This window comes from Acinetobacter sp. 1294596, from assembly GCF_000582925.1.
Classification (GTDB): domain Bacteria; phylum Pseudomonadota; class Gammaproteobacteria; order Pseudomonadales; family Moraxellaceae; genus Acinetobacter; species Acinetobacter radioresistens.
Genome location: NZ_JFCC01000021.1, coordinates 21,471 through 46,542 on the forward strand (window position 1 = coordinate 21,471; position 25,072 = coordinate 46,542).

At 38.7% G+C, this 25,072-nt stretch carries 24 protein-coding genes, 1 tRNA gene and 3 pseudogenes; 9 read left to right on the forward strand and 19 right to left on the reverse strand.

What is annotated here, in order from left to right:
• Nucleotides 1–95: 95 nt before the first annotated feature.
• Nucleotides 96–410 (reverse strand): annotated as a pseudogene (locus J502_RS09060) (winged helix-turn-helix transcriptional regulator); the annotation flags it as partial.
• 108 nt (nt 411–518) lie between these two features.
• Here J502_RS09060 and J502_RS09065 point away from each other — a divergent pair.
• Nucleotides 519–956 carry a PaaI family thioesterase gene (locus J502_RS09065; protein ID WP_005019378.1) on the forward strand — a complete coding sequence of 146 codons (438 nt, stop codon included), beginning with the start codon at nt 519–521 and terminating at the stop codon, nt 954–956.
• A 181-nt stretch (nt 957–1,137) separates the two neighbouring features.
• On the opposite strand, the gene J502_RS09070 is transcribed toward J502_RS09065, so the two are convergent.
• On the reverse strand, nt 1,138–1,596 hold the full coding sequence (locus J502_RS09070; protein ID WP_005019377.1) for a hypothetical protein: 459 nt from the start codon (nt 1,594–1,596) through the stop codon (nt 1,138–1,140).
• 238 nt (nt 1,597–1,834) lie between these two features.
• Between J502_RS09070 and J502_RS09075 the strand changes: the two genes are divergently transcribed.
• A tRNA-Asn gene (locus J502_RS09075) sits at nt 1,835–1,910 on the forward strand.
• 118 nt (nt 1,911–2,028) lie between these two features.
• Here J502_RS09075 and J502_RS09080 read toward each other — a convergent pair.
• The 11 genes and pseudogenes from J502_RS09080 to J502_RS09130 form a co-directional block, all read right to left on the reverse strand.
• Nucleotides 2,029–2,685 carry a MiaE family protein gene (locus tag J502_RS09080; RefSeq protein WP_005019376.1) on the reverse strand — a complete coding sequence of 219 codons (657 nt, stop codon included), beginning with the start codon at nt 2,683–2,685 and terminating at the stop codon, nt 2,029–2,031.
• Between the two features lie 2 nt (nt 2,686–2,687).
• On the reverse strand, nt 2,688–3,413 hold the full coding sequence (gene pdxJ / locus J502_RS09085; protein WP_005019374.1) for a pyridoxine 5'-phosphate synthase: 726 nt from the start codon (nt 3,411–3,413) through the stop codon (nt 2,688–2,690).
• A 13-nt stretch (nt 3,414–3,426) separates the two neighbouring features.
• Nucleotides 3,427–4,137 carry a DNA repair protein RecO gene (recO, locus tag J502_RS09090; RefSeq protein WP_005019373.1) on the reverse strand — a complete coding sequence of 237 codons (711 nt, stop codon included), beginning with the start codon at nt 4,135–4,137 and terminating at the stop codon, nt 3,427–3,429.
• A gap of 9 nt (nt 4,138–4,146) precedes the next feature.
• Nucleotides 4,147–4,320, reverse strand: coding sequence for an NF038104 family lipoprotein (locus J502_RS09095; protein WP_217449019.1), 174 nt, complete (start codon nt 4,318–4,320; stop codon nt 4,147–4,149).
• Between the two features lie 40 nt (nt 4,321–4,360).
• A pseudogene (gene era / locus J502_RS09100) lies at nt 4,361–5,389 on the reverse strand (GTPase Era).
• 5 nt (nt 5,390–5,394) lie between these two features.
• Entirely contained in the window at nt 5,395–6,087 is a 693-nt protein-coding gene (gene rnc / locus J502_RS09105; protein ID WP_034670408.1) for a ribonuclease III, read from the reverse strand.
• Nucleotides 6,068–6,433: a DUF4845 domain-containing protein gene (locus tag J502_RS09110; RefSeq protein WP_005019368.1), complete on the reverse strand. Its 366-nt coding sequence runs from the start codon at nt 6,431–6,433 to the stop codon at nt 6,068–6,070. Before J502_RS09110 ends, rnc begins: the two co-directional genes overlap by 20 nt.
• 21 nt (nt 6,434–6,454) lie before the next feature.
• The gene (gene lepB / locus J502_RS09115) at nt 6,455–7,282 is read right to left on the reverse strand and encodes a signal peptidase I (RefSeq protein WP_034683874.1); all 828 of its coding nucleotides are present in this window, start codon (nt 7,280–7,282) and stop codon (nt 6,455–6,457) included.
• A gap of 21 nt (nt 7,283–7,303) precedes the next feature.
• Nucleotides 7,304–9,121, reverse strand: coding sequence for a translation elongation factor 4 (gene lepA, locus J502_RS09120; protein ID WP_005019363.1), 1,818 nt, complete (start codon nt 9,119–9,121; stop codon nt 7,304–7,306).
• 174 nt (nt 9,122–9,295) lie between these two features.
• On the reverse strand, nt 9,296–9,739 hold the full coding sequence (locus J502_RS09125) for an acyl-CoA thioesterase (protein ID WP_005019361.1): 444 nt from the start codon (nt 9,737–9,739) through the stop codon (nt 9,296–9,298).
• 123 nt (nt 9,740–9,862) lie between these two features.
• A complete protein-coding gene (locus J502_RS09130) occupies nt 9,863–11,245 on the reverse strand; it encodes a Do family serine endopeptidase (RefSeq protein WP_005019360.1) in 1,383 nt (460 codons plus the stop codon).
• Nucleotides 11,246–11,465: 220 nt separating this feature from the next.
• Between J502_RS09130 and nadB the strand changes: the two genes are divergently transcribed.
• The gene (gene nadB, locus J502_RS09135; RefSeq protein WP_005405373.1) at nt 11,466–13,124 is read left to right on the forward strand and encodes an L-aspartate oxidase; all 1,659 of its coding nucleotides are present in this window, start codon (nt 11,466–11,468) and stop codon (nt 13,122–13,124) included.
• Between the two features lie 30 nt (nt 13,125–13,154).
• Here nadB and J502_RS09140 read toward each other — a convergent pair.
• Nucleotides 13,155–13,475 (reverse strand): annotated as a pseudogene (locus J502_RS09140) (dTMP kinase); the annotation flags it as partial.
• A 168-nt stretch (nt 13,476–13,643) separates the two neighbouring features.
• Here J502_RS09140 and J502_RS09145 point away from each other — a divergent pair.
• The 5 genes from J502_RS09145 to J502_RS09165 are packed head-to-tail and all read left to right on the forward strand — an operon-like array spanning nt 13,644 to nt 20,921.
• A complete protein-coding gene (locus tag J502_RS09145) occupies nt 13,644–14,447 on the forward strand; it encodes a deoxynucleotide monophosphate kinase family protein (protein ID WP_052026687.1) in 804 nt (267 codons plus the stop codon).
• Nucleotides 14,440–16,644: a hypothetical protein gene (locus J502_RS09150; RefSeq protein WP_034683876.1), complete on the forward strand. Its 2,205-nt coding sequence runs from the start codon at nt 14,440–14,442 to the stop codon at nt 16,642–16,644. Before J502_RS09145 ends, J502_RS09150 begins: the two co-directional genes overlap by 8 nt.
• Nucleotides 16,637–18,667: a tyrosine-type recombinase/integrase gene (locus tag J502_RS09155; protein WP_034683878.1), complete on the forward strand. Its 2,031-nt coding sequence runs from the start codon at nt 16,637–16,639 to the stop codon at nt 18,665–18,667. The genes J502_RS09150 and J502_RS09155 overlap by 8 nt, the downstream gene beginning before the upstream one ends.
• Complete coding sequence (locus J502_RS09160; protein ID WP_005252319.1) at nt 18,664–19,641, forward strand: hypothetical protein; 978 nt, start codon at nt 18,664–18,666, stop codon at nt 19,639–19,641. The genes J502_RS09155 and J502_RS09160 overlap by 4 nt, the downstream gene beginning before the upstream one ends.
• Entirely contained in the window at nt 19,641–20,921 is a 1,281-nt protein-coding gene (locus J502_RS09165) for a tyrosine-type recombinase/integrase (RefSeq protein WP_034683881.1), read from the forward strand. Before J502_RS09160 ends, J502_RS09165 begins: the two co-directional genes overlap by 1 nt.
• Before the next feature lie 245 nt (nt 20,922–21,166).
• On the opposite strand, the gene arsH is transcribed toward J502_RS09165, so the two are convergent.
• From arsH to J502_RS09190, 5 genes are all read right to left on the reverse strand, one after another.
• Nucleotides 21,167–21,871, reverse strand: coding sequence for an arsenical resistance protein ArsH (gene arsH / locus J502_RS09170; RefSeq protein ID WP_034683883.1), 705 nt, complete (start codon nt 21,869–21,871; stop codon nt 21,167–21,169).
• 5 nt (nt 21,872–21,876) lie between these two features.
• Complete coding sequence (gene arsB, locus J502_RS09175; RefSeq protein WP_034683884.1) at nt 21,877–22,917, reverse strand: ACR3 family arsenite efflux transporter; 1,041 nt, start codon at nt 22,915–22,917, stop codon at nt 21,877–21,879.
• Between the two features lie 3 nt (nt 22,918–22,920).
• Nucleotides 22,921–23,394 carry an arsenate reductase ArsC gene (locus J502_RS09180; RefSeq protein ID WP_034683886.1) on the reverse strand — a complete coding sequence of 158 codons (474 nt, stop codon included), beginning with the start codon at nt 23,392–23,394 and terminating at the stop codon, nt 22,921–22,923.
• A 5-nt stretch (nt 23,395–23,399) separates the two neighbouring features.
• The gene (locus J502_RS09185) at nt 23,400–23,723 is read right to left on the reverse strand and encodes an ArsR/SmtB family transcription factor (protein WP_034683887.1); all 324 of its coding nucleotides are present in this window, start codon (nt 23,721–23,723) and stop codon (nt 23,400–23,402) included.
• Between the two features lie 279 nt (nt 23,724–24,002).
• Entirely contained in the window at nt 24,003–24,611 is a 609-nt protein-coding gene (locus tag J502_RS09190) for an HAD family hydrolase (RefSeq protein WP_034683889.1), read from the reverse strand.
• A gap of 265 nt (nt 24,612–24,876) precedes the next feature.
• Here J502_RS09190 and J502_RS09195 point away from each other — a divergent pair.
• A partial coding sequence (locus J502_RS09195; RefSeq protein WP_034683890.1) for a helix-turn-helix domain-containing protein occupies nt 24,877–25,072 on the forward strand: 196 nt, incomplete at its 3' end.

The window sequence follows — 25,072 nt, forward strand, 5'->3', positions numbered from 1 at the left end:
GCCTGCTTACATAGCAGGCTTTTTTAGCTCGGGTTCACTGTCTATTTTAATTCTTCCAATATTTCCTTTTTCAAATAAAATTTTGGTTCTTCTGCATCTGTCCACTGCACACCCCACTCGACGATTGCCATTAAAATAGGTTTTAAGTCCCTACCTTTGGCAGTCAGCACGTACTCAAAACGTTGCTGGCGGTCTATGTAACTTTGTTTTTCCAGTATGCCTTCTTCAACCAAACGTTTTAAACGCTCTGCAAGTACATGCCGGGTAATTCCCAATGATTTTTGAAACTGTTCAAAACGGGACAGTCCTAAAAATGCATCACGAATAATTAATAAAGTCCAGCGGTCACCAATCATGGCAAGTGTTTGTGCTACAGGACAGTTCTGCTGCTGGGTTTCAGACCATTTCATTTCTGTCTAACATATAAAAATTTATTGACTTTAATTTAATCGATCCGCTAAGTTAATAACAAGTTCCTTTTTAGAACTTTATAAATTAATAGTAGAACAGGAAGAAAAATGAAAGATCCCAAACAAATGACTGGTCTTGAACTGCTCACAGCAATGCGTGATGGGGTATTGCCCTCAGCCAGCATTGGCAAAACCATGCCCATGCAGTCTGTAGAAGTCACCCAGGGTACTGTTACCTTCAAGGTGAAAGCAGATGAGCGGCATCTGAACCCGTTAGGTGGTGTACATGGAGGCTTTGCAGCAACTGTTCTGGATTCTGTTACAGGCTGTGCAGTTCACAGTATGCTAGAAGCAGGTGCAGGATATGGAACTATAGATTTAAATATTAAAATGTGCCGTCCAATCCCTAAAAACAAAGAATTACAAGCTACAGGAACCCTCATCAATCTCAGCAAGAACCTTGGTATTGCTGAAGGAAAAATTTTTGATGAAAAAGGAAAACTTTATGCTTTTGCAACAGCCACTTGCATGATTCTCCGTAATTAGCAGTTATTCTTCTCCGGCTTGCTCCAGATTAAAAATCCCGAATCGAGCAAGCCTGTTTTTCAGCAAACTCTAACCTAGCTTTACGCCTTCAAAGTATTAAAGTAATGCTCTCTTTAAGCGTTTTTATCTTAAATAGGCCAGCTATAAAGTTAATTATTATCTTAGGATTTTTAAGTTCTCTCTAAATTGCTGATTTCAGAAATTTACCCGAATTTATATGGTGCTTCTGCGGACGGGTTATTCCCTTATAAATACAGTAAAACTTAAAGGCACTGTCTAACGACACTGAGACTACATCTTGCTGTGAAACTGACCAGACTTTTGCCTGATTCCGACCAGATAAGTTGCTGCCTGTGATTTGATAAATATACTGATCTTTCTTCAGCTGCTGAATTTGTTGCGGTGTTGCTGAAAGAGTATCTAAAATTGAGGAATGGGTTTTTTCTATTAACCACTTTTCACTCAACCAGAGTTGTAGCAGATCACCTAAGTAAAGTTGATGTCTACCAGCTGGCCAAAGGTCAATAAAGGCTTCTGTTACCGGCGTAAAATACTGTTCAGTATCTTGAATAATAGAAAGATAATTTTTCTGATATAAAGAAAAATGAGAGAAAATCTGAGAAATAGATAGCGTATTCATTCGCCTTCTCCTGTTTAGCCATTTTAGTGCTGGCAAGTTGGTTTAAATCCACACTGCTTGGTTTTACTCAAGCGCTCTGTTCTGTTATTAATCTAGCAACAGTTGATTCGCACTGTAAAGCTTTTTTCTGTTTTATTTCAATATTTGACTAAATAAAAAGCATATGGGACTCCAGCATCAGAAATATGACAATTTAAGCTTGACCCACTTTAAAATCCCTCTATAATCGCATTCAGATTCTCCCATAGCTCAGTCGGTAGAGCGACGGACTGTTAATCCGCAGGTCCCTGGTTCGAGCCCAGGTGGGAGAGCCAAATATATAAAAGCCCGCAGCATTAAAGCGGGCTTTTTATTGTCTGTTTTTTAATAACTACTATTTTTTCAAACTAAAAAAATCCTTCATAAAGAAGGATTTCTTATTAGCACTCGGGGTTAAGCTGCAGTTTTAGCCGGAACACCACTGTGGAACCTGAAAAGATCATCTGAACTTAAAATCAGAGCTTTTTCAATTTCCCGGATATGTTCAGTGCGTGTCTGGATATCTTCTTCAGCATTTTTAAGTTTTGCTGTCTTGGCCACGTCGAGCGCCAAAGCCAGATAATCCTCGAAGTGTCGAGACTCAGATTTAAGCAAATAGCGATAGTAACGTCCTAACTCTTCATCGACCAGCGGTGCAAGTGCATAAAACCGCTCGCAAGAACGCGCCTCTACAAAAGCCCCAATAATTAGTACATCAATTAAAGCTTCTGGCTCATAAGTACGAATTTCTTTGCGCAAGCCGGCTGCATAACGCCCAGCACTGACCGCCTTCCATTCTTGACCACGTTTAGCCATAAACTCAAGTACCTGTTCATAATGCAGCATCTCTTCACGAACTAACTGTGCCAGCTTGACTTGCAAGTCGGTAAAAAAGCTGTAACGGAACATCAGGTTCATTGCTGTACCAGCTGCTTTTTTTTCACAGTTGGCATGGTCCTGCATCAGTAGCTCTAAATTATTCAGTGCTTCATCCAGCCAGGCTTTCGGGGTTTCACAACCGAGAAAAGCTTTTACTGGCTGCATCAGTTCATCATAGTTTAAAGTCGACATAATTAACGTGCTGCCTTAATTGCTGCTTTCATTTGCTGTACAGCTTGTGCCAGTCCAATAAAAAGACTATCTGCAATAATCGAATGTCCAATATTTAATTCATGGATCTGTGGAATTGCTGCAATTGGCGTCACGTTGTCAATGTTTAAACCATGTCCTGCATTTACTACTAGGCCTTTACCTGCAGCATATTCAGTTCCCTTAATAATACGTTCAAGCTCTGCCTGTTGTTCTGCTTCATTATGAGCATCTGCATAAGCACCGGTATGAATCTCGATGGTAGGTGCACCACAGGCAATAGCCGCGTCAATCTGTGCCAGATCGGCATCAATAAAGAGAGAAACATCACAACCAACTTGTAATAATGCCTGAGTTGCTGCTTTAACTTTTTCAAAATTAGTCACTACATCCAGACCGCCTTCTGTGGTCAGTTCCTGTCGTTTCTCCGGTACAAAGCAAACATGCTGTGGACGGATTTCTTTAGCAAACTCAACCATTTCATTAGTTACGGCAATCTCAAGATTCATACGAGTTTTCAAAGCTGGACGCATACGGCGTACATCACCATCCTGAATATGACGGCGGTCTTCACGTAAATGCAGGGTAATACCCTCTGCACCGGCCTGTTCACAAATCAGTGCCGCATTCACCGGGTCCGGATAAACGGTGCCTCGTGCTTGTCTTAAAGTAGCAACGTGATCTATGTTTACACCAAGCAATGCAGCCATAATAAATTCCTGATTAAGATTGAGAATGAGTATTTTGAATCCATAACTGGCGGCTCTTCAATGGCCGGTCACCCAGTAAAGATGTAATCATCTGGCGATAAAGTCGAGATAATAGCTGTAACTGTGGCTGGGAGAAATCTGCACCTTTTTCATAGTCCAGCATTGTGAGAAGGCTCTGGCCAGCCAAGGTAGCTGAACTGGCTTTTTGTACAGGTATAAAACCTTCCTGGATCTGAAAATGGTAATGTCGTTCCGGTTCAACTGGCTGCTGATGGGCATCTACCGAGAAATCGATAGCATAACCAAGCTCTTCAAGCAAAATATGTTCAAACTGGCGTAAAATTTGTCTTAATAGCAGCCCGGGCTGTGTATTTACTGCCAGTTGCTGTAACTTGACTAATGTCAACTGATACTGCTGATAAGTCTGTGGCATCGCCTCTTCAAGCGGACATAACCGAAGTAATAATTCGTTTAAATAAAAGCCAGAGAAGAATGCATCACCGTAAAAGAAAATAGGCTGATTTACGATTTCAAGTTTACTGAAATTTTTGAGTTCACCTTTACCAGAAGCCTGAAGTGCTAAAGATTGATACTGTGGCGGGGGGACCTGACGTAAAATTCCGTCAATCCGGCCATATTCCTCAGTAAATAAATAGACAAGATGACTCTTCTCACGATATTTACGATAATGGATCAGGTAACCATGCAAAGCTTCATTGCGCATAGGGTTGAGCTAGTCCCGATCTGATGCCTGATCTTTATCATCCCCATCAGGGATAACTGCACCCACCACTGCCGCAGTCCCCTTGACTACCCCTTTCGTGGTTTTATAAGCCACCTTTACAGGAACCGTAACAACCTTATGAATACAGCCTTGCAGCATTAGAATGCTTATCAGTATTGCCATTGTCTTAATCACTACGGAACTCCTGCAAAAAGCTTAAGCCTTAGATATCACTATATCCTAGGCTCTTGAGCGCGCGTTCATCATCAGACCAGCCACCTTTCACTTTTACCCACAACGTCAGCATGATCTTCTGTTCGAACATTTTTTCCATATCAATACGGGCATCCATCCCGATTTTTTTCAGCTTAGCACCTTTTTCACCAATCACGATGGCTTTTTGTCCAGGACGGTCAACAAAAATGGTGGCATCGATATAGGTACAGGCAGCTTTCATCCGGCCAGTCTTCTCATTTAATGCCGGCTCCTCAGTTTTAAAAGATTCAATCTGAACAGTCAGGTCATATGGAAGCTCTTCACCAAGCTGTCGCATAATTTTTTCACGAATTACTTCTGATGCCAGGAATCGCTCTGAACGGTCAGTAATCTGGTCAAATGAGTATAGCGGCGGTTGGAAAGGTAAATACTTGTCAATTGTATCGCGCAGATGTTCCAGATTTGCACCACGCAATGCAGAAACTGGTACAATTTCCACGAAATTCATGAGTTTAGTACGTTCTTGAATCAAAGGAAGCAATGTCCTTTTTTCTTCAATAGTATCAATCTTGTTGATAACCAGAATGACTGGCATTTCAGCATTTTTCAGCTTCTCAAGCACTAGGTCATCATTTTGTGTCCACTTATGGGCATCTACCACAAATAGAACCAGATTTACATCACGTAGGGCTGAATGTGCTGCACGGTTCATCATCTTATTGATGGCACGCACTTCTTTCTTATGCATTCCCGGAGTATCTACATAAACGGCCTGTGACTTTTCACGGCTATCAATACCAATAATTTTATGTCGTGTTGTCTGGGGCTTACGGGAAGTAATAGAGAGTTTTTGTCCCAACAGGTGGTTCATCAAAGTTTATTTACCGACATTCGGACGTCCGACAATAGCCACAAACCCACTCTTAAAATCAGCAGGTATAGTGACACCCTGTGAACTAAAGAACTGGTCAATCAGGTTATTGTCCGGTGTGTTTGACTCTTGATCTGTACTGTTTTGATCTGGCTGGATCGACATGCAGTCTATTGCTCCAATAACTTTAAAATTTCCGCTGCTGCTGCTTGCTCAGCAAAGCGACGACTTGACCCTTCTCCGATAAATTTAGGCAGGCTGTCGACCGAACACTCTACTTTAAAATGCTGGTTCGGTGCATCCCCTTGAATATCGACCACCTCATAAACAGGGAGAGGTTTTTTACGGGCTTGCAGATATTCCTGTAACCGGGATTTCGGGTCTTTTAACTGGTCGGTTGGCTCAATATTGTTTAAATATGGACCATACCACTTCAATACGATGTCTTGTAAAATCTTGAGCTCACCACAGTCAATATAAATTGCTCCGATAATGGCTTCTACAGTATCGGCCAGAATCGATTCACGGTGGTGTCCTCCCGATTTTAATTCACCTGTACTTAATATTAAACACTGACTAAGTTTCAAATCGTTTGCAATCTTGCCTAATGCTTCCTGCCTGACCAGAGTAGCACGCATGCGGGTCAGCCGGCCTTCATTTTCAAAAGGATACGCATGATACAAATAGTTGGCGATAATCATGCCTAATAGTGAATCGCCTAAAAACTCCAGACGTTCATAATTATATTTGTGACTAACCGACCGGTGGGTCAGGGCAAGCTGCAATAACTCAGGCTGCTTGAACTGATAGCCGATACGGCTGGGGAAGCGAAAATCACTTACCTTAGAGTGACCTTTGATCAAAACTCTTCTCGAACTTTAGTACTAAATCAATATTAAGCAAGAAAGGTTTTCTCACTTCATAGCGGATATTTACATGTAAACCCTGATCATTTGAAACTTGGGCAATATCTTTGAACTGCAAGTCATCAATATTGTTCATGTCCAAACGCTGATCCATCTGCTGGGTAAATTTTGCTGGCGTTATATCTGCTGGACTGTCTTTTAATAACTCTTCAATCTGGCTGTTAATCACACGGTTATCCCAATATGCTGGCCATATGGCTACTACAGCCTTTACCACCATTGCAAAGACAATAATCGCAAATAGAATTGTAATATAAGAAGTGCCTTGCTGAGCATTACGCATTGTTATTACCCACCCAAATGGTTAATCAATTTTACCGTTACGTGCAAAGCTTGGTATCTTGAAGCCGGGTTCCTTATGCATCCAGATATAAACTGCTCGACCGGCCAGATTTTCTTCAGGCACAAACCCCCAAAAGCGGCTGTCTGCACTCTGGTCACGGTTATCTCCCATAGCGAAATAATGACCTTCTGGAACTTTGACTTCCCAGTAAAGACCATCTTCACCCGAGTATTTTCCATTTTCAACATAGTTAATAAATGGAGCCTGACGCGCAACATTTACCCCTTCAAGCTCACGCATGGTAAAAGTATGTTTGCCCAAAGTTTCTTTATGATAGATCGAAGCTGGCGTGTCCTGAATATCCTTTTCACGGCTGAACTCAACCGGAACCTTTTTAACTGGCTGTCCATTAATACTCAGCTGTCCATGGTCATATACAATATGATCACCCGGCAAGCCGACTACACGTTTAATATAGCTAATACTTGGTTGCGGCGGATAACGGAATACCACCACATCACCACGTTCAGGTTCACCAATATCAATGAATTTTTTATTTATAATCGGCAGACGCATTCCATACTGATACTTGTTGACCAGAATAAAATCTCCGGTTTCCAAGGTTGGTACCATAGAGTCTGACGGAATATTAAAAGGTTCATAAAAGAAAGAGCGCAGTACAAGCACGATGGCTAGTACTGGCCAGAAGTCATAAGCCCAGGTAATGATAAAATTTTCATTGCCACGGCCCCTCGTTTTGCGTTGCTTGAAAACAAGTTTATCGAGCAGCCACATCAGGAAAAAAATGACAGTGACTGGAACGAGGATCAAGTTAAAATCAAAATCCATGAGCTAGATGACCTCTTATTATTATCTTTCTACTTTTAAGACTGCAAGGAACGCTTCCTGAGGGATTTCAACACTACCCACCTGCTTCATGCGTTTCTTACCTTCTTTCTGCTTAGACAGAAGTTTTTTCTTACGTGACACGTCACCACCATAACATTTCGCCAAGACGTTTTTACGCATGGCTTTTACAGTAGAACGGGCAATAATCTGTGCACCAATAGCTGCCTGAATCGCTACATCAAACATTTGACGCGGAATCAGATCTTTCATTTTTTCGACCAGAGCAATACCACGGTGACGCGCATCATTACGATGGCAAATCATTGCCAGAGCATCAACTTTCTCACCATTAATCAGCACATCTACTTTTACCAGTGAGGAGCTTTCAAAACGGACAAAGTTATAATCTAGTGATGCAAAACCACGTGAACAGGACTTCAAGCGGTCAAAAAAGTCCATGACGACTTCTGCCATTGGAATTTCAAAAGTAATAGAGACCTGATTACCCAAGAATTTCATGTCTTTTTGAACGCCACGACGCTCAATACACAGCGTCATCACATTACCCAGATATTCCTGTGGCACCAAGATATGACATTCTGCAATTGGCTCACGCAAATCTTCAACAGTAGAACCATCAGGCATTTTTGACGGGCTGTCGATATAAATCGTATCACCTGCTTTAGTTAATGCTTCATAAACTACTGTAGGGGCAGAAGTGATCAGGTCCAGATCATATTCGCGTTCCAGCCGTTCCTGAACGATTTCCATATGCAGCATTCCCAAGAAGCCGCAGCGGAAACCGAATCCTAACGCATCAGAACTTTCAGGTTCGAAAAATAGTGCCGAGTCATTAATCTGAAGCTTGTGCAATGCTTCACGGAAAGGCTCAAAATCACTGGCGTCAATCGGAAATAAACCCGCATATACCTGAGGTTTTACCTTTTTGAAGCCCGGCAGCGTACCTACTTCTGGCGTAGAGGCCAGAGTAATGGTATCACCAACAGGAGCGCCAAAAATATCTTTAATACCGGCAATAATAAAACCTACTTCGCCTGCTTCGAGCATTCCGGTTTCAGTATGTTTTGGATTAAAAATACCCACAGAGGTAATAATATGAGTCTGGCCTGTTGACTTCACCAGCATTTTATCGCCTTTGCGCACACGCCCCTGCTTGATACGAACCAGGGAAACTACTCCCAAATAATTATCAAACCATGAGTCAACAATCAGAGCCTGTAAAGGTGCATCACGGTCACCCTCTGGCGCTGGAATAACCTCAACCAATGTTTCCAGAACTTTATCCACACCCATACCGGTTTTTGCAGAGCAAGTCGGTGCATGAGTCGCTTCAATTCCGATAATTTCCTCAATCTCGTGAATGACGCGTTCAGGCTCAGCCTGTGGCAGGTCAATCTTGTTAAGGATTGGCAAAACTTCAAGGCCCTGTTCGATTGCGGTATAACAGTTGGCAACTGACTGTGCCTCAACACCCTGTGCTGCATCGACTACCAGTAGAGCACCTTCACAGGCTGCCAGTGACCGTGAGACTTCATAAGAAAAGTCAACGTGCCCTGGGGTATCAATAAAGTTGAGCTGATATTCCTGACCATTCGGATGCGTATAATAAAGTGTTACAGAAGCGGCTTTAATAGTAATACCGCGTTCACGTTCAAGCTCCATTGAGTCAAGCACTTGTGCCTGCATTTCACGGTCTTGCAATCCACCACACATTTGAATGAATCGATCTGCCAGGGTCGACTTGCCATGGTCAATATGCGCAATAATCGAAAAGTTACGAATGTTTTTGATATCAACAGATTTTTTAGCTTGCGCCATGGGCTACCTTGAAAAATGTATACGGCTATGTACAAAATTTAAGGTACATAGCAAAAGCTGTTTCGGGAAATTGCGAGCGATTATAACAGATGGAATTTTTAAAGTATCCATAAATCATGCGCTTTTGCTTTGAGCTGTAAATCAGCAAAATCTGGAAAAACCATATCGACCATTTTAGATTGTCGAGAAATCCATCGGGTTTATCTCTGCTGAAATTGGCTGGTAAGCCTGAGTAAAAGTGGGCGACATACGTTTTGGGCGACCCGTTGCTATTTCGATACATGCCCATTTGGTCTGACCGGTAAACAGCAGGGTTTGGTCTTGTGGACGGTAAAAAGCGTACTGACGGTATGAGTACAATGCATTAATATCATAGAGCCAGGTACGTAGAATCAGTTCCTCCCCTTCAAATGCAGCTTTACGGTATTGTACCTGATGCTCAACTGCGACCATGGCATGTTTAAGTTCCTGATACTGTTTCAGTCCCAGTCCAAGTGCCTCAATATGTGCTTCCGCCACCTGTTGCATCCAGGCGACATATACGACGTTGTTTACATGTCCCAAACTATCAATATGCTCTGGCTGAACCTGAATGTTTAAATCAAAAAATGTATTCACGTGCAATTTTTTCCTGTCTTGCATCAACTCACATAAAACATCTAGTGTAAAGGCATCATTCGGCTAATGGTACTTAAATAAAAAGCCATCCTGCAGGATGGCTTTAAAAGTTGATATAGTTTGTTACTGGATCCGCAGGCCCAAGATGGCGCGTTGCCCCTGACGGATCAGCGCAACCCGGGCTACCGTATTCTTTTTCAGCTTACTTACTGCATTTACAAACTCATCGCTGTTTCGCACAGGCGTATTATTAATTTGAGTAATGATGTCTTCTGGCATCAAGCGGGATTGTGCTGCCAGCCCCCCTCGCATAACTTCCTGAATATATACTCCGCCATCAACACCCAACTGCCTGCTTTCAGCCTCGGTCAGATTGCGAATAGCTATACCTAAAACAGGTCCTTTATTTTGTACAGGTGTATTGGTTTTTGCTGGCGTATTATCTGGTGCCGTAGTAAGCGTAGCAGTAATATTACTCAATTTCTCGTCACGTAATACCTGCAAGCGAATACTCTGATTTGGAGCCTGACGGTTGAGATAATTCAACAGATCTGAAGTACGGGAGATCGCCATCCCGTTAATTTGCAAGATGATGTCACCAGCTTTTAGTCCTGCTCTGGCCGCTGGAGAATTTGGTGCGACCTGGGTAATAAGTGAACCTTCCGGTTTAGGCAATTTATACGCTTCTGCCAGATTACGGTCGATATCTTGCAGCATTACCCCCAGATAAGAGCGGATTACTTTACCATTACTCTTTAATTGCTCAGCGACATCCATTGCGACATCAATTGGTATGGAAAAAGACAGGCCCATATAGCCACCCGTTCCACTAAAAATACGTGAATTTACACCTACAACTTCACCACGCTGGTTAAATAGTGGCCCCCCAGAATTACCGGGATTAAGCGCAACATCTGTCTGAATGAATGGTACAGAGGTTTCTCCCATCATACTTCGGGATTTAGCACTGACAATTCCCGCTGACGCAGAATAATCAAAACCAAATGGCGAGCCAATTGCCAACACCGGTTCACCAACCTTGAGCTGGTCTACATTGCCAATTCGCAGAGCTGGAAAGCTTGAGCCATTAACTTTAAGTAAAGCCACATCGGTTCGTTCATCACTTCCAACTACAGTAGCATCAATTTCACGACGATCATTCAAGGTGATGCTGATACGTGAGGCATTTTCAACTACGTGATGATTGGTCAGCAGATAACCATCTTTACTAATAAAGAAGGCACTGCCGTAGCCGGTTTTTTCTTGCGGTACTTGCTGTTGCGGAATAATCACCTGATTGCCAAAAAAGCGGCGTAATAACTCCGGTACCTGCTGCTGTAACAGCTCTTCCTGTGTCATTTTCTTGACAACATTTACACTCACAACAGCCGGACTGACCTGCTCAACCAGATTAGAGAAATCGACTGTAGAAGCCGCCTGTGTCTGTACTGCTGCCATAGTAAAAACAGCAGCGTACATTCCTTTTTGTAATAAGCGATTTTTCATGAAGCACAACTCACATACTGCAGTTAAATGATAATTTTTTAGCTGAACGGTTTTTTAATTTTGATTAATAATATGTTTGATGAATGATTTAAAACAAGGTTTTAGTCAAAACGTTACAAAATTTAAATTTAATTGGAAATTCTGGTTAAACCTGAGCGTTTTAAGTCTTGCATTCTTAGGCAAAAAACGGTCTGATGATCGAATTTCTATCAAATAGCCGATGAATATGAGCAGTTTAAATACAACTCATCAGTTTGACGTCATTATTGTAGGTAGCGGTGGAGCCGGATTAAGCCTGGCATTATCATTACCTCACCATTATAACATTGCTGTTTTAGCTAAAGCTCCCCTGACAGAAGCCAGCACATATTATGCACAGGGTGGCGTAGCCGCAGTTCTGGACGAAACTGACTCTATTCAACAGCATATTGATGACACCATGATTGCAGGCGCCCAGTTATGCGAGCTGGACGCGGTTAAACATACTGTAGAAGGTGGTAAACCTTCAGTCGATTTTCTGCTCAAACATGGCGTACAGTTTACGCTGGATGATGCCGAACAACTGCATCTTACCCGTGAAGGCGGACACTCTCAGCGCCGGATTATTCATGCTGCCGATGCAACCGGCAAAGCGATTTCAACGACACTGGTGCAGCGTGCCCAAGAACAGAAAAATCTGACCATATTTGAAAACTATATTGCAATTGACCTGATTACTACCGAAAAATTAGGAATAGATGAGCAAAAAAATCGGGCCGTCGGCCTTTACGCACTTAATGAAAAGACTGGCAAAGTCCATACTTTTTTAGCTCCATTTACCGCACTGGCCTGCGGAGGAGCTATGAAAGCCTACTTGTATACATCTAACCCTGATATTGCAACCGGTGACGGAATTGCCATGGCGTACCGTGCTGGCTGCCGTGTGGCCAATATGGAATTTAACCAGTTCCATCCAACCTGTCTGTATCACCCTCAAGCCCGCTCTTTCCTGATTACAGAAGCCATGCGTGGTGAAGGTGCTTATCTGCGTTTGCCAGAGGGTGAACGTTTTATGCTGCGTTTTGATGAGCGTGCCGAGTTGGCCCCTCGAGACATTGTGGCTCGTGCCATAGATTTTGAAATCAAGCGGCTGGGGATTCGTCATGTGTGGCTGGACATTACCCATAAACCGGCTGAATTTGTAAAAGAACACTTCCCGACCTTATATACCCGTCTGCTTGAACTCGGTATTGATATTACCAAAGATATGATTCCCGTGGTGCCAGCTGCGCATTATACCTGCGGTGGTGTGGTTGTGGATGAGCATAGCCAGACTGATATTTCTGGCCTATATGCCATTGGGGAAACGTCCTATACAGGTCTGCATGGCGCGAACCGAATGGCAAGTAACTCCCTGCTAGAGTGTTTTGTTTATGGCATGAGTGCAGCCCAGCATATCCAGAGCCAGTTTAACCCTGAAGTTAGCTTGCCTGCTGTACCTGAATGGGACGACTCGCAGGTTACTGATGCAGACGAAGATGTTGTAATTCTGCAAAACTGGGACGAACTGCGTCAGACCATGTGGAATTACGTTGGTATTGTCCGTACCAGTAAACGCCTCAAGCGTGCATTGCATCGAATTGAGATGCTTAAGCGGGAAATCACTGAATATTATGAAGATTATCAGGTCAGTAAAAACCTGATTGAGCTGCGTAATCTGGTACTGGTTTCCGAGATGATTGTACGCTGCGCGATGGAACGTAAAGAATCGCGTGGTTTGCACTATACGCTGGATTATCTGGAGCTGGCGCCTGAACTTCGAAAAACCATCCTGACGCCACCAGATTTCAAAGTTAGTCAACCACTGGTTAATGAGGAAGTCGAACCAGCACTTGGTTAATCCAATCCTTTTCTAAAACTGGCCTTTAATTCAGGCCAGTTTTCCAATCTGTTCTAACGCCTGTTCAAGTACCTTTTCTGGTGCTTGTGTAGCATCAAGGCGCTTAATCCGTTCTGGATGTTGTTGCCATAATCTAGTGTAACCTGCGCGCACTTTTTCAAAAAAACTGACCTTTTCCTGTTCAAAACGGTCTAGTGCACCACGCTCACGGGCACGGGACATTCCCAGCTCAACCGGTGCATCTAGCCATAATGTAATATCTGGCATACGAGAAACAAAAGACTGGTTGAGAACCGCCAATTTATTTTCATTCAGACCACGTCCAGCACATTGATAGGCAAAACTGGCATCTTATATTCCTTTATATTAATTTGTAAACAAAAGTAGTTATATCCTAATACTATATAATGTAAACTATACAAGTATTACCGAAATGATGAACTTCTTTAAAGTCTAAAAGAATCTAGCTTAGAGATGTTTTATATTAATTGAGCTTAGGTATTAGGAATCAAATTAAAAATGACCCAAATCATTGGACTTGCAGCTGTAGCTAGATCAGGTAAAGACACAGTAGCTTCTATGTTATTAAAACATGAAGGTGTAACCACATATGCTTTAGCTGACCCGCTTAAAATTGGATGCCAAATTTTATTTGGGTTAACTGATGCAGAGACTTGGCATGATAATATAAAAGAAGAAGTAATCCCTCATTGGGGATGGTCACCTAGAAAGTTTTTTCAAACAGTTGGAACAGATTGGCTTAGAGAGTTAAATTCGGATCATTGGTTATTAAGAGCAAATTTGGCTTTCAACCAATATAAAACTAATGAACCTGATAAATCACAACTTGACTTCACTGATCCTAAAGCTCCATTTAAGTTAGCAGCGCAAGCTATTTTTGGAATTACTCAAGAAGAGTCCTGGAACCCTTCATTATTGAATAAAAAAATCAAATACTGGGACATGACACCAAATGAAATGATCGAATTTCTTCAGGATCATGCCCTCAAAGAATTTAGTAATTATCACTTTTTAAGATCTAAAAGACCTTTGGTTCTTCCGTCAAAAGAAATACCCATCTACGGCAAAAACAATATTGTAATAATCAAAGATATTCGATTTGAGAATGAAGCTGATTTTATTCGTTCTCATAACGGCACAATATGGCACGTTCAGCGAGATAATGCTGCAAAAGTTATAAACCACTCTTCTGAAAAAGGAATAGAAATCAAACGCGGGGATACTATTATTTATAACAATGGTTCCTTAATGGATTTGAAATTACTCGTTGAAAAGGAATGGGAAAAAATTAATCGTGAATGATATAAATATTCGGGGGGTTAGATCAGTTGAAACATCTTCTAGTCATGTTATAAAGGCTAGATACTTAAACCTTCAAGGCTTTGATCTTGATAATAAACTTTGCTTTGATTTGCATAGAATGTTCCTTTTTCACTCTAAGGATAGAATTTCTTCATCCGCTTATCTCCTAATTCAAGCAATTGAAACATTCTTTGAATTTATAAATAAATATAATGAGAGACAGCCTGACAGACTAAAAATAGACACTCTTGCTAAAGTACACTCGGAAATTTTTAGAGCCTATATAAGATATTGTCAAAAAAATAAATTAAGCCTAGAGCTTCCCTCAAAGCTTAAATCAGCAATTGTAGATTTTGCTCAAAATACAATGTTAATACCAATACCTTTATTACCTAATGTCACTGCTTTTAAAACCAAGAGCAAGCCAACAGAACCTTTAGATGAAATTTGTTATAATGATTTAATTAATGCATTAAAATTAGAAATAAATCGACTTTACGAAAAAGTAAACTTTATTGAAAAAGTTAATCAGGTAGAGCCATATACCTTATCAGAAGCTCATTTAGACATAACTCCACCCATGACTAAAGAGCGTGTATTCGCATGGTATGAGATGATACTCAATAAAGAAATTATTAGTAAACTTACGGTACAAAGCCTACCTATAAAATTAAAAAAATGTATCGATCCTGAACTTTTAGAATTAATGAACCAGCCTAATTCTATAATGATTGATAAATTCAAAGCTATTTATGAAAGAGATAAAGAATTAATAGATACCTCTAAAGAAATTCAACAGCTAAGGAAACAACAAGGGTTTGGATTAAGACACTGGAATTTCGATGTTGCAAGAGGATTAAAAACATTAATTGTTAACGGCTATCCAATGCATAAGACTTTAGATGAAATTAATGTCAAATATGCGGCTGACTCTTGCATAAATAAGGGAGAGTGTGAGGATATTATTCAACTATTAATATTACGTATATCTCGGGCTCAATCTAAATTTAAACACCCTGAAATAGACAATTGGGATGCTTTTTTAGGAATGTATTTTCCATCTATGATTGATGCAGCTGCAATCTACTTAATGCTAGCAATTCAAACTGGCTGGAATAAAGAGACTATTTTATCAATTGACCCTAACAATTATGAGCATGTATTAAGTGGAACTTTGAGTGAAAACCAGTCTATTATATTTTCAGAAAAACATAGAAGCCAAGATTCTAATCTTCCCTACAGTAGTTCAAAGGAGTTTATAGCTCCTAGCAACAAAGATGATAGATATTCGATCTATAATATTATTCAATTAGCAAAAAAGATTACAGCACCTCTTCAGGATTATTCGTTTGATTATATCCCTATGCACCATAAAGAAGAGGATTTAAACCCTCTATTTATATGCCTTAGATATTGGGCTGACTGGGTTTCTAAAGGAGGAAGACATACTTCATTATCTCAGAATAAAGCTTTTCAAACCGCAATTAAACATTTTATTAACAAGCATGAAATTAAAGAACATGGAAAGCAAATTTCAGCAATTGGTGATCTTACTTTAAGACTTCGCATTACGTGGATGCAAAATAAACGAAAAAAACTTCCTTTAACAGTTATTAGACTGATACAAGGACATACGACCAAAGATACTACAGACCGATATTACGACAATTCTGGTATAGCAAAACAAGATAGAGTAAAACGTTTAAGGATTGAACAAGAAAAAATCGTAACTTTACTTAGGCATCGAGAATTTAAAGGAATTATCGGAACACAAGTTAATCAAAATGCGACTACAAATCTAGGATTAAAAATTTTCCATATTCCAGGACAAAAAAATTCTTTATGGGGGTGTTCTAATCAATATGAACCAACATGGATCGGCTCAGAAAATGAGATTCCTGAGGGAAAAAAATGTTATTCAATTCAAAATTGTATTTTCTGCAAACAAATTCGCCTTTTTGAAGAATCTGTTCCTTATCTAATGGAACGACTACAACATCTAGAAGATTCAATGAGCGATATATATCAGCCTGATTCAACATTGATTGAAGAAAAATTGATTATTGAGTCAATTCTAGATAACTGGAATGATGATGATCATATTAAACAATCCGCACGGTACCAAAGAAAAAATGCACCTCTGTTACCTAGAAACTTAAATGATTTGAAAGTAATTTTTGAGGATGATTATGCTTGATCTTGATGAATATTTTACCACTGAATCGTTGCTGCAGGATCAAGCTGAGGCTGCTAGTGAAGAATTCAATCATGTTTTACAAACCACTGGAGGGAGAATATCTAGCTCAGTTATTTCACTATCTATAAAACTAAGTGAATATCCTGATCAAGACTTTCCTATTTCTGACTATTCTTCATATAAAGATGATGTATGGTTACTTGAATTTCCCACTGGTAGCAACCCTGTAAAAATCAACTTCAGAAAAGAAGATACAAAATACAATGGCTTAAAACGTGCATTGTTATATTACGTAATCCCAGATTTTTGCGCATTTGGCAACATTAGAAGTTACGCCACCACTAGATCTTATAATTCAACTTTTAACCTCTTTCTATCCTATATTTTTCACTATAATCATTTATCTCCAGATGACCCTTCTGATATAGATTGTATTAGTCCAGCTATATTAAACGATGCACTCGATAGAGCAAAAAACAATCAAGACACTCCAAGTCATTATTGTGACCTATTTCGTATCATTAGATTATGGTTATCATTATCTCATCAAGAAGCCATACCGGAGAATTACAGACTAAAGATAAATCCAATATCTGTTGATAATAAACGTCGATCTAAGGATGTTCTTAATCATTTTCAAGGTACATTATCTACTTGGCTGCCATTTTCTGAGGATGAACTCTCAAAATTAATGGAGTATTCATTATTCTGGCTCGAAATTGCATTACCAGAATTGATAAAAGTACGTGATTATATTGATGGCCTAGATTTATCAAATACCAGCCATGCTCCTTTCTATTCATGGGCACCAAACGAAGAATTTGAAAGACTTACAAACATTACAATTGATGGAATAAATGTAATGTCTAGCATTAGAAGTTTTCAAAAAACTAGCCTTCAAAGCCATAGTAAGCCCTACGTATATACATGGAAAAATCAATATGCAATAGCTTTAGATCATGTTAGGAATGCTTTGTTTATCTTAGTTGGTCTTACTGTAGGAATGAGAGCAAGAGAAATTGGGCAAATCATGCTAGACGATACCTACAAAGATAAAAATGATGAATATTGGATAAATATTACAAGATTTAAAACCACCAATGACCCAAATTATCAGGGTGAAACCGAAGTAATGCCTATTCCTTATTTTATCGGTAACTGCATAGATTGTTTTAAACATTTAAAAAGCTTATCTAATTTTAATAAGGAAGGTTATTTATTTCAGTCAAACAAAAGCAGAAAAGTACTAAATAATTTCACAAGCGGACAAATTAAGCTCATCACGAATGAAATTAGACAATTTACTGGAATCGAAAGTCCTCACACTCATCGGTTTAGAAAAACAGTAGCTGAAATATTAATTAATAGAAGTGAAAAAAATATCGATTTAATCCGAATGCTGTTTGGACATGAAAGCTATGCCATGACTCTGAAATATATAGCTAGAAATCCTTTTATGGTTAATGCAATTGCAGAAGCTATTGAAGTACATTTTACTGAGGATTTTCATGAGGTAGTACGCAATATTAGAGATGAGTCTTATTCAGGGAAATTAGCCGAAAGAATTGCAGATACAATGATCTCTATTCCAGAAAAATTTGTTGGAAAACAACTTAAACTTCAAATTATGAATTATGTATCACACATGCTTTCTAGTGGAGAGATTTGGTTTATCCACAGATCTGCTTTAGGCTCCTATTGTATTTATAGTGGCGAAATAGAAAAGGATGACCTACTTCCATGCCTTTTAGAAAAAAACAATTTGGGAACTTCTTTAACTCCTGATGTGAATAATTGTCAATTGGATTGTCAATATTGCGTTGTCCTTGAAAAATCGAGGAAAGCTATCTCCGACAACATCAACTTCTATCACGGTGTTTTAGAGTCAACTGATAACATTGGCCAGAAAGCAGAGGCAATGATCCGTAAAAAACTTGCAGCGAATGAAAAACATCTAGAAACCTTAGATATGAATCATCACAAAGTTAAAAAGGCTCTAAAAATGGAAGTGGTACAATTATGAGTTCAACAACAAGATCTAAAATTGTTAATGCTATCATTGAAGAAAATGTAAAAAATCCTAGTGTTAAATTAAAAATACAGGATATCTGTACAATTGTAGATATATCTAGACAATCATTTAATCGATATTATTCTGATTTGAAACCCTATATGAACGGTGAAAAACCTATTAGTGAATTAATTAAGGGTGAGGAGGAAATTTCTTCCGACAAATTATTATCTAGCTACCAATCAAAAATTGTTGAACTTCAGAATAAACTTAATGGGTTAGAAGAAGTCCATAGTAAAGAAATAGCTAAAATAAAAAATAATATGACAACTACATTAATGAACAATGATCTTACTTCATTTGATGCAGATACTATTAGATTACAGTTGCAGAAGCAAAGCTTACACAACGACAAACTACTAGAGAAGATCAATACTTTACAGAATGAATTAAGTAAACAACAAATAATACAAAGTACTAATTCTGCAATCCCCTCTTTCTCTGCTAAATTTGAAGTCTTAGAAGAGAATTTTGAATCGATTTTTAAAAATTATAAAGATACTGACAATATTGACACTTTCGAAGATGAAAAAGATAGTGCTATTAATCGCATAATAACAAAATTGAATAAACTTTCAGTTAATAGAAAAGTAGTTGTTATCATATTTATGGAAAGGTATCTATGCAGTTTTAATAAATTTGTCCAAAATTATGTATTTAATTCCGATACCCTCCATTTATTTGTCAGACTTCCCATCCACTCAAGATCAGAATTAAAATTAATCTTGAAAAAACTAAACAACCAATCAGGAATACAAATCTACATTCCACATTCAGATTCAGAGGCAATCACTAAATCACAACGTCAATTTTTTTTCAGAAATATCCCTAATTCTGAATTTCAGGCAGCTGATAAACCATTTATACCTTCAGTACAGGATGGTTTTGATAAAGTATGCCAATATCGAATAAATCAGGGGGATTAATGATAACAATACAGTCCATACTGATCGAATATAAAAGCGTCGATACACTTAATGATAGTCAGCATTTTGTCTTAAAAGCTATACTTCCTGGTGATAAAGAAATATTACTTAGCCATCCTAATTTATTTCTATACTACGAAACAAATAGAGCAATTAACACATCCAAGCGGTATGCAAATATCTTAGCTCAATTTTATTCATATTTATCTACAGATGAAAAGTTCCGGGATATTGAGATCAGCAAATATCATGTTCTTACTGATAACCGTGACATCAGAAAATGGCAAATTTATCGTCAAATAAAAAGAGTACAAAAACAGTCTAATAAACCGACTTCAAAGACGATTCTTGAAGATGCAAAAATTATTTTAAATTATTTCAAATGGTTACATAATTCTGGATACATCACTAATGTATCTATAGAGCATAAGAATTGGATTGCTAATTTCAAAAATCAAAGAATGCTTAATTATATTCAACAAACAGCTAAACAGGTTATAGATGCGAAAAATATAAAAGTTCTAGATAAAGAAAGACGACAAAGCTCTTCAAAGTCTCTTATTACAAATCAAGAGATTAAGGCTTTGATTAATGCTTATACTGATCCCGCCTACTCTGCCTTGTTTAAGCTGTCTCTTGGCACTGGTATGCGTCCTATAGAACTTGTCCAATTCCCATACCTTGGAAATGGAGAGAATAAACATATAATGCCATATTCTGAGATGGATAAAGATAATCCCACCATCGGGTTCGAAGTAATAGGCAAAGGGAAAAAGCTTCGAACTGTCAGAATTAATATCAAAGATCTTAAAGAATTAGATAATACTTATATCAAGCCTTTTTACAATGAAAGAAGAAAATTATATCGAGAAAAATATGGAATTGAGTGCCCACCATCAATCTTGTTTTTAAATAAAGTGGGGAAACCTATAACGCCAACAATGATTTCCAAACGCTCAAATGATGCCAAATTAAGAGCAATGAAATTTTATCCAGACTTTAGAGAAAAAATTACATTTTATGAAGCTAGGCATTGGTGGCCCACTATGTTTGCACTTGAGTTTTTTAAGGAAAAGCTTCTCGATAGTTCCTCAGAGGTTCTTTATGCAGCTTTTGCTGAAGCATTAAAGAATCAGATGGGACATGAGGATTTAGAAACCACCTACAAATACTACATCGATATGGCAAGACTAGTATATTCAGCACATCAAAGGACTGTTCATGAATTACTTGTCTCACCTCAAAAAACAGTTCAAGAAATGTTAGATGAAATGAAATAGCAAAGCTTATTAAAGTTTGCAAAATCAACATTTAATTGAACATCCATTCTTATTCAAGTTGGACACTTTAATAAATTCTTTGATAAATTAAGGTGTCCCTTTACTTGGACAAAAACTAAATATTACTCTACTGCTTTACCTCTCTTTTTATACATAGATTCACCTTCAAGATTAACGTCATGCGACTCATAGTTTGTCATAAAAAAACCGCCATTATTAATGGCGGTTTTTTATAAGCTAGATACTTATAAACTACGCTGATTTACACGCTTAGATAATTCTTCAGCACTTTCTACCCGTTCAGAGTAGCGGTCAGTGAGGTATGAAGCCTGTCCTCTCGTTAAGAGGGTAAACTTGTATAACTCTTCCATTACATCGACAATACGGTTGTAGTAAGAAGAAGGCTTCATACGACCATCCTCTTCAAACTCCATGAATGCTTTGGGTACTGAGGACTGATTTGGAATCGTGATCATCCGCATCCAGCGTCCTAGAATACGCAATTGATTCACTGCATTAAAAGATTGAGAGCCACCACACACTTGCATTACAGCTAAGGTTTTACCTTGAGTTGCACGTATTGCACCTGCTGCAAGTGGAATCCAGTCAATTTGAGCTTTCAAGATGGAACTCATTGAGCCATGACGCTCAGGAGAGCACCACACCATACCTTCTGACCATGCTAAGAGTTCATGAAGCTCTTTCACTTTAGGATGTTCCATATCACCATCTTCAGGGAGAGGTAAACCTTTAGGATGGAAAATTTTAACTTCGGCACCGAAATACTCTAGGATTCGGCCAGCTTCTTGAACAGCTAAACGGCTATATGATCTATCACGGTTTGAACCATACAGAAGCAGTATTCTTGGTGGATGATCTAGCTCTTTGGCTTGAACCTTTTCTAAAGTAGGCTTTTCTAAAAGACTTAAATCAATATTCGGTAAATTCATCAGATTTATACCTCTTTAAAAACTTTTTTTCTCAGCCATAAAGACACCGTAACTAAAGTGATCAATACAGGAACTTCTACTAATGGCCCAATGACTGTTGTGAAAGCAACAGGCGAAGCTAGGCCAAAAGTGGCAATAGCGACAGCAAGCGCCAATTCAAAATTGTTTCCTGCGGCAGTAAAGGAGATAGCGGTAGTTTTAGGATAGTCATTGCCCATCCACTTGCTCATGAAGAAGCTAATAAAGAACATCACAATAAAGTAGATGGTTAAAGGAATTGCAATTCTAAGCACGTCTAGAGGTAGATTGACTACTTCACCACCTTTAAGGCTAAACATGGCTACAATCGTAAATAAGAGCGCAATCAGACTAAGTGGACTGATCTTGGGAATAAACTTAGTTTGATACCATAGCAACCCTTTTTGCTTCACTAAAAACATTCGGGTTAAGAAACCAAGTAGGAATGGTATGCCGAGATAAACGAGGACAGCATGAGTAATTGTCCAAAAGCTCACATCAATAACCTGTGCTTCCACACCAAAATAAGGCGGTAAGAAGGTCAGGAAAAGCCAAGCATAGGTACTAAAAAACAAAATTTGGAAAATACTGTTAAAAGCCACCAATGCCGCTACGTACTGATTATCGCCACAAGCTAATCCATTCCATACCAACACCATAGCGATGCATCGAGCTAATCCAATCAAGATTAAGCCTGTCATATATTCAGGATAGGAATGTAAGAAAACTATTGCCAGGATAAACATCAGACATGGAGCTATCAGCCAGTTCTGAACAAGGGATAAAGTCAGAGTGCGTTTATCCTCGAACACTTTTGGCAAAGTTGCATAATCGACTTTAGCGAGTGGTGGATACATCATCAGAATTAGTCCTATTGCGATAGGAATATTCACTGAATCCACGCTTAACCTATCCAGTGCAACAGAAGCTTGAGGAAAGAACACGCCAATGCCTACCCCTAATGCCATGGCAATAAAAATCCATAGGGTCAGGTTTCGGTCTAGAAATGAAAGTCTTGAGTTAGACATAGCTTACTCGATATTAGAAATCTTGTTGATTTCATTGATGAGTTCAGAACGAGAAAGGTGATTTACATCAAGTGCAAATAAAGCGTCTAAGCGTCTATTAATGTGATCAACAGTCTTTAAGAATGCTTGAAGTTTTTCTTCTTGAGGAAGGTCTAAATGTGATGGGTCGGCTAATCCCCAATGAGCTTTAATTGCATCATTCAAATATAGTGGACATGACTCTTGAGCAGCCGAATCGCATACTGTAATCACAACATCAGGTTGGTATCGTTCACAGTCATCCATTGTTTTGCTTGATAAGCCTTCTATAGATAGCCCTAAGTTTTCCAAAGTCTTAATCGTTAAAGGGTGGACTTTGCCTGTAGGTTTACTACCCGCACTATAAGCTTTCCATCCTTCAGGAGCACGACTATTAAATAACACTTCTGAGAGGATGCTGCGGCAACTATTGCCTGTACATAAGAAAAGGAATTTCATAGTTATTAATCACAATGAATAGAGATAAAGGTATCAGTAGAAGTGCTGTTAATCATGTCTTCGTTTTGATTCGAGATAATATTTAGTACAGCTTTAGCCCATTCAGGAAGATTTGGGTTCAGACGGTAATAGACCCATTGTCCTTGTCGCTGATCTAGCAAAATCGAAAGGTTTCTAAGTAATGCTAGGTGTCTGGAAATCTTAGGCTGACTAAGCTGCAAACGTTCAGTAAGTTCACAGACACACATATTCTGCTTAGCCAAAACAAGCTTTAAGATATCCAAGCGAGTTGGGTCAGAAAGACATTTAAAGAAATCCGTTTGATCCATTTTTAACACTCATTTATATGCTATTACGTATATACAAATATCCATATGTTAATACAATTGATATTTTGTTCAACCTAAAGCTGTTATATGAAAGATCTCGTTAAATATTTTAAGTCTAAAAAAATCATTTATCGAAAAATGACACAGGTTGAGTCGTCTTACGCTCATAATGACATCGGTTGAGTCGCAGTATGATGTCATTATTATTCGTTAGAAGAACTAAGATACTGAATTGATTATCAAACTAATGACAAGCTATGTGCCGTTTGACGGATTTCACTACCTTACAATTAGATCGCCTATTACATTCGTCAGCAGTTGCTTCTTATGACGTTGAATTAAACGTGCATCCATTCCTAAAGAAATGGGTTTTTCAACATCTAGAATTGGGTGATCTCCAATAAATAGTATTTCTGACATTTCACAGCTGAAATGGCTTTTAATAACTTCATAGATATTATCTTCAGGTTTTATAGCCCCAATTTCATAACTTAAAAAAAGCGCATCAAATACATTTGGAAGCAGCTTTTTAAGTTGCTCTCCGTAAGGCATGGCTAAATTAGAACATAGTGCAATTTTAAATTCATGCTCTTTTAATATTTGTAATGTGGATGTCGTATCTTTATAAAGTTCAATTGTACTTAACTCAAATAGGAGATCATCATTTATTTCGTGCAAAAGTTGAGGGGGAATATTTTCTCCAAAGAGCATAGCTAATTGTGCAATATCAACAGGATTAGACATAATAACATTTGCATCTTTGGTGCTTGGTTTTCTACCATTATCTTTTAGCCACTTCATTAACTTGCGATATGGAGATCGGCTTGTACCAATTTTTACAAGTGTACCGAAAGCATCAAAAACAATGACTTTAGGAAGGTGATTCATCATTCTTAGTATGGATACTAAACTTATAGTAAGTTCAGTCTAACCAAGGATTAAGAAAATGCAATTCGATTCATTTCATATTTCTAAAAAGATAAACTAGGGAGCTCAATATTCCAAAATATTGATTTAGAAGAAGACCGATGAAACGAATTAACTAAGTAAGTTGTATTAGTTCAGACTTGATCGTACATTCTTCTTGAAAAAGAGAAAGTTACCCGTTTTGATAAAGGTGTCGAAATCTTAATCAAACAAAGGTAACTTTCTTATGTTGCATACTAACAATCAAATCATTAAACACAAAGTAGGTCTGCTTAATTTAGCTGAAGAGCTTCAGAATGTATCCAGAGCATGCAAAGTGATGGGTGTTTCAAGAGATACATTTTATCGCTATCAGGAATTAGTGAAGTCTGGTGATATTGACGCACTGATTAATAAGTCCCGTCGAGTACCAAATTTAAAAA

Bases quoted from the DNA above. Each gene is read 5' to 3' on its own strand.
- J502_RS09065 (WP_005019378.1), top strand. From the start codon at position 519: ATGAAAGATCCCAAACAAATGACTGGTCTTGAACTGCTCACAGCAATG.
- J502_RS09070 (WP_005019377.1), bottom strand. From the start codon at position 1,596: ATGAATACGCTATCTATTTCTCAGATTTTCTCTCATTTTTCTTTATAT.
- J502_RS09080 (WP_005019376.1), bottom strand. From the start codon at position 2,685: ATGTCGACTTTAAACTATGATGAACTGATGCAGCCAGTAAAAGCTTTT.
- pdxJ (WP_005019374.1), bottom strand. From the start codon at position 3,413: ATGGCTGCATTGCTTGGTGTAAACATAGATCACGTTGCTACTTTAAGA.
- recO (WP_005019373.1), bottom strand. From the start codon at position 4,137: ATGCGCAATGAAGCTTTGCATGGTTACCTGATCCATTATCGTAAATAT.
- J502_RS09095 (WP_217449019.1), bottom strand. From the start codon at position 4,320: ATGGCAATACTGATAAGCATTCTAATGCTGCAAGGCTGTATTCATAAG.
- J502_RS09110 (WP_005019368.1), bottom strand. From the start codon at position 6,433: ATGCGTAATGCTCAGCAAGGCACTTCTTATATTACAATTCTATTTGCG.
- lepB (WP_034683874.1), bottom strand. From the start codon at position 7,282: ATGGATTTTGATTTTAACTTGATCCTCGTTCCAGTCACTGTCATTTTT.
- lepA (WP_005019363.1), bottom strand. From the start codon at position 9,121: ATGGCGCAAGCTAAAAAATCTGTTGATATCAAAAACATTCGTAACTTT.
- J502_RS09130 (WP_005019360.1), bottom strand. From the start codon at position 11,245: ATGAAAAATCGCTTATTACAAAAAGGAATGTACGCTGCTGTTTTTACT.
- nadB (WP_005405373.1), top strand. From the start codon at position 11,466: ATGAATATGAGCAGTTTAAATACAACTCATCAGTTTGACGTCATTATT.
- J502_RS09145 (WP_052026687.1), top strand. From the start codon at position 13,644: ATGACCCAAATCATTGGACTTGCAGCTGTAGCTAGATCAGGTAAAGAC.
- J502_RS09155 (WP_034683878.1), top strand. From the start codon at position 16,637: ATGCTTGATCTTGATGAATATTTTACCACTGAATCGTTGCTGCAGGAT.
- J502_RS09160 (WP_005252319.1), top strand. From the start codon at position 18,664: ATGAGTTCAACAACAAGATCTAAAATTGTTAATGCTATCATTGAAGAA.
- J502_RS09165 (WP_034683881.1), top strand. From the start codon at position 19,641: ATGATAACAATACAGTCCATACTGATCGAATATAAAAGCGTCGATACA.
- arsH (WP_034683883.1), bottom strand. From the start codon at position 21,871: ATGAATTTACCGAATATTGATTTAAGTCTTTTAGAAAAGCCTACTTTA.
- arsB (WP_034683884.1), bottom strand. From the start codon at position 22,917: ATGTCTAACTCAAGACTTTCATTTCTAGACCGAAACCTGACCCTATGG.
- J502_RS09180 (WP_034683886.1), bottom strand. From the start codon at position 23,394: ATGAAATTCCTTTTCTTATGTACAGGCAATAGTTGCCGCAGCATCCTC.
- J502_RS09185 (WP_034683887.1), bottom strand. From the start codon at position 23,723: ATGGATCAAACGGATTTCTTTAAATGTCTTTCTGACCCAACTCGCTTG.
- J502_RS09190 (WP_034683889.1), bottom strand. From the start codon at position 24,611: ATGAATCACCTTCCTAAAGTCATTGTTTTTGATGCTTTCGGTACACTT.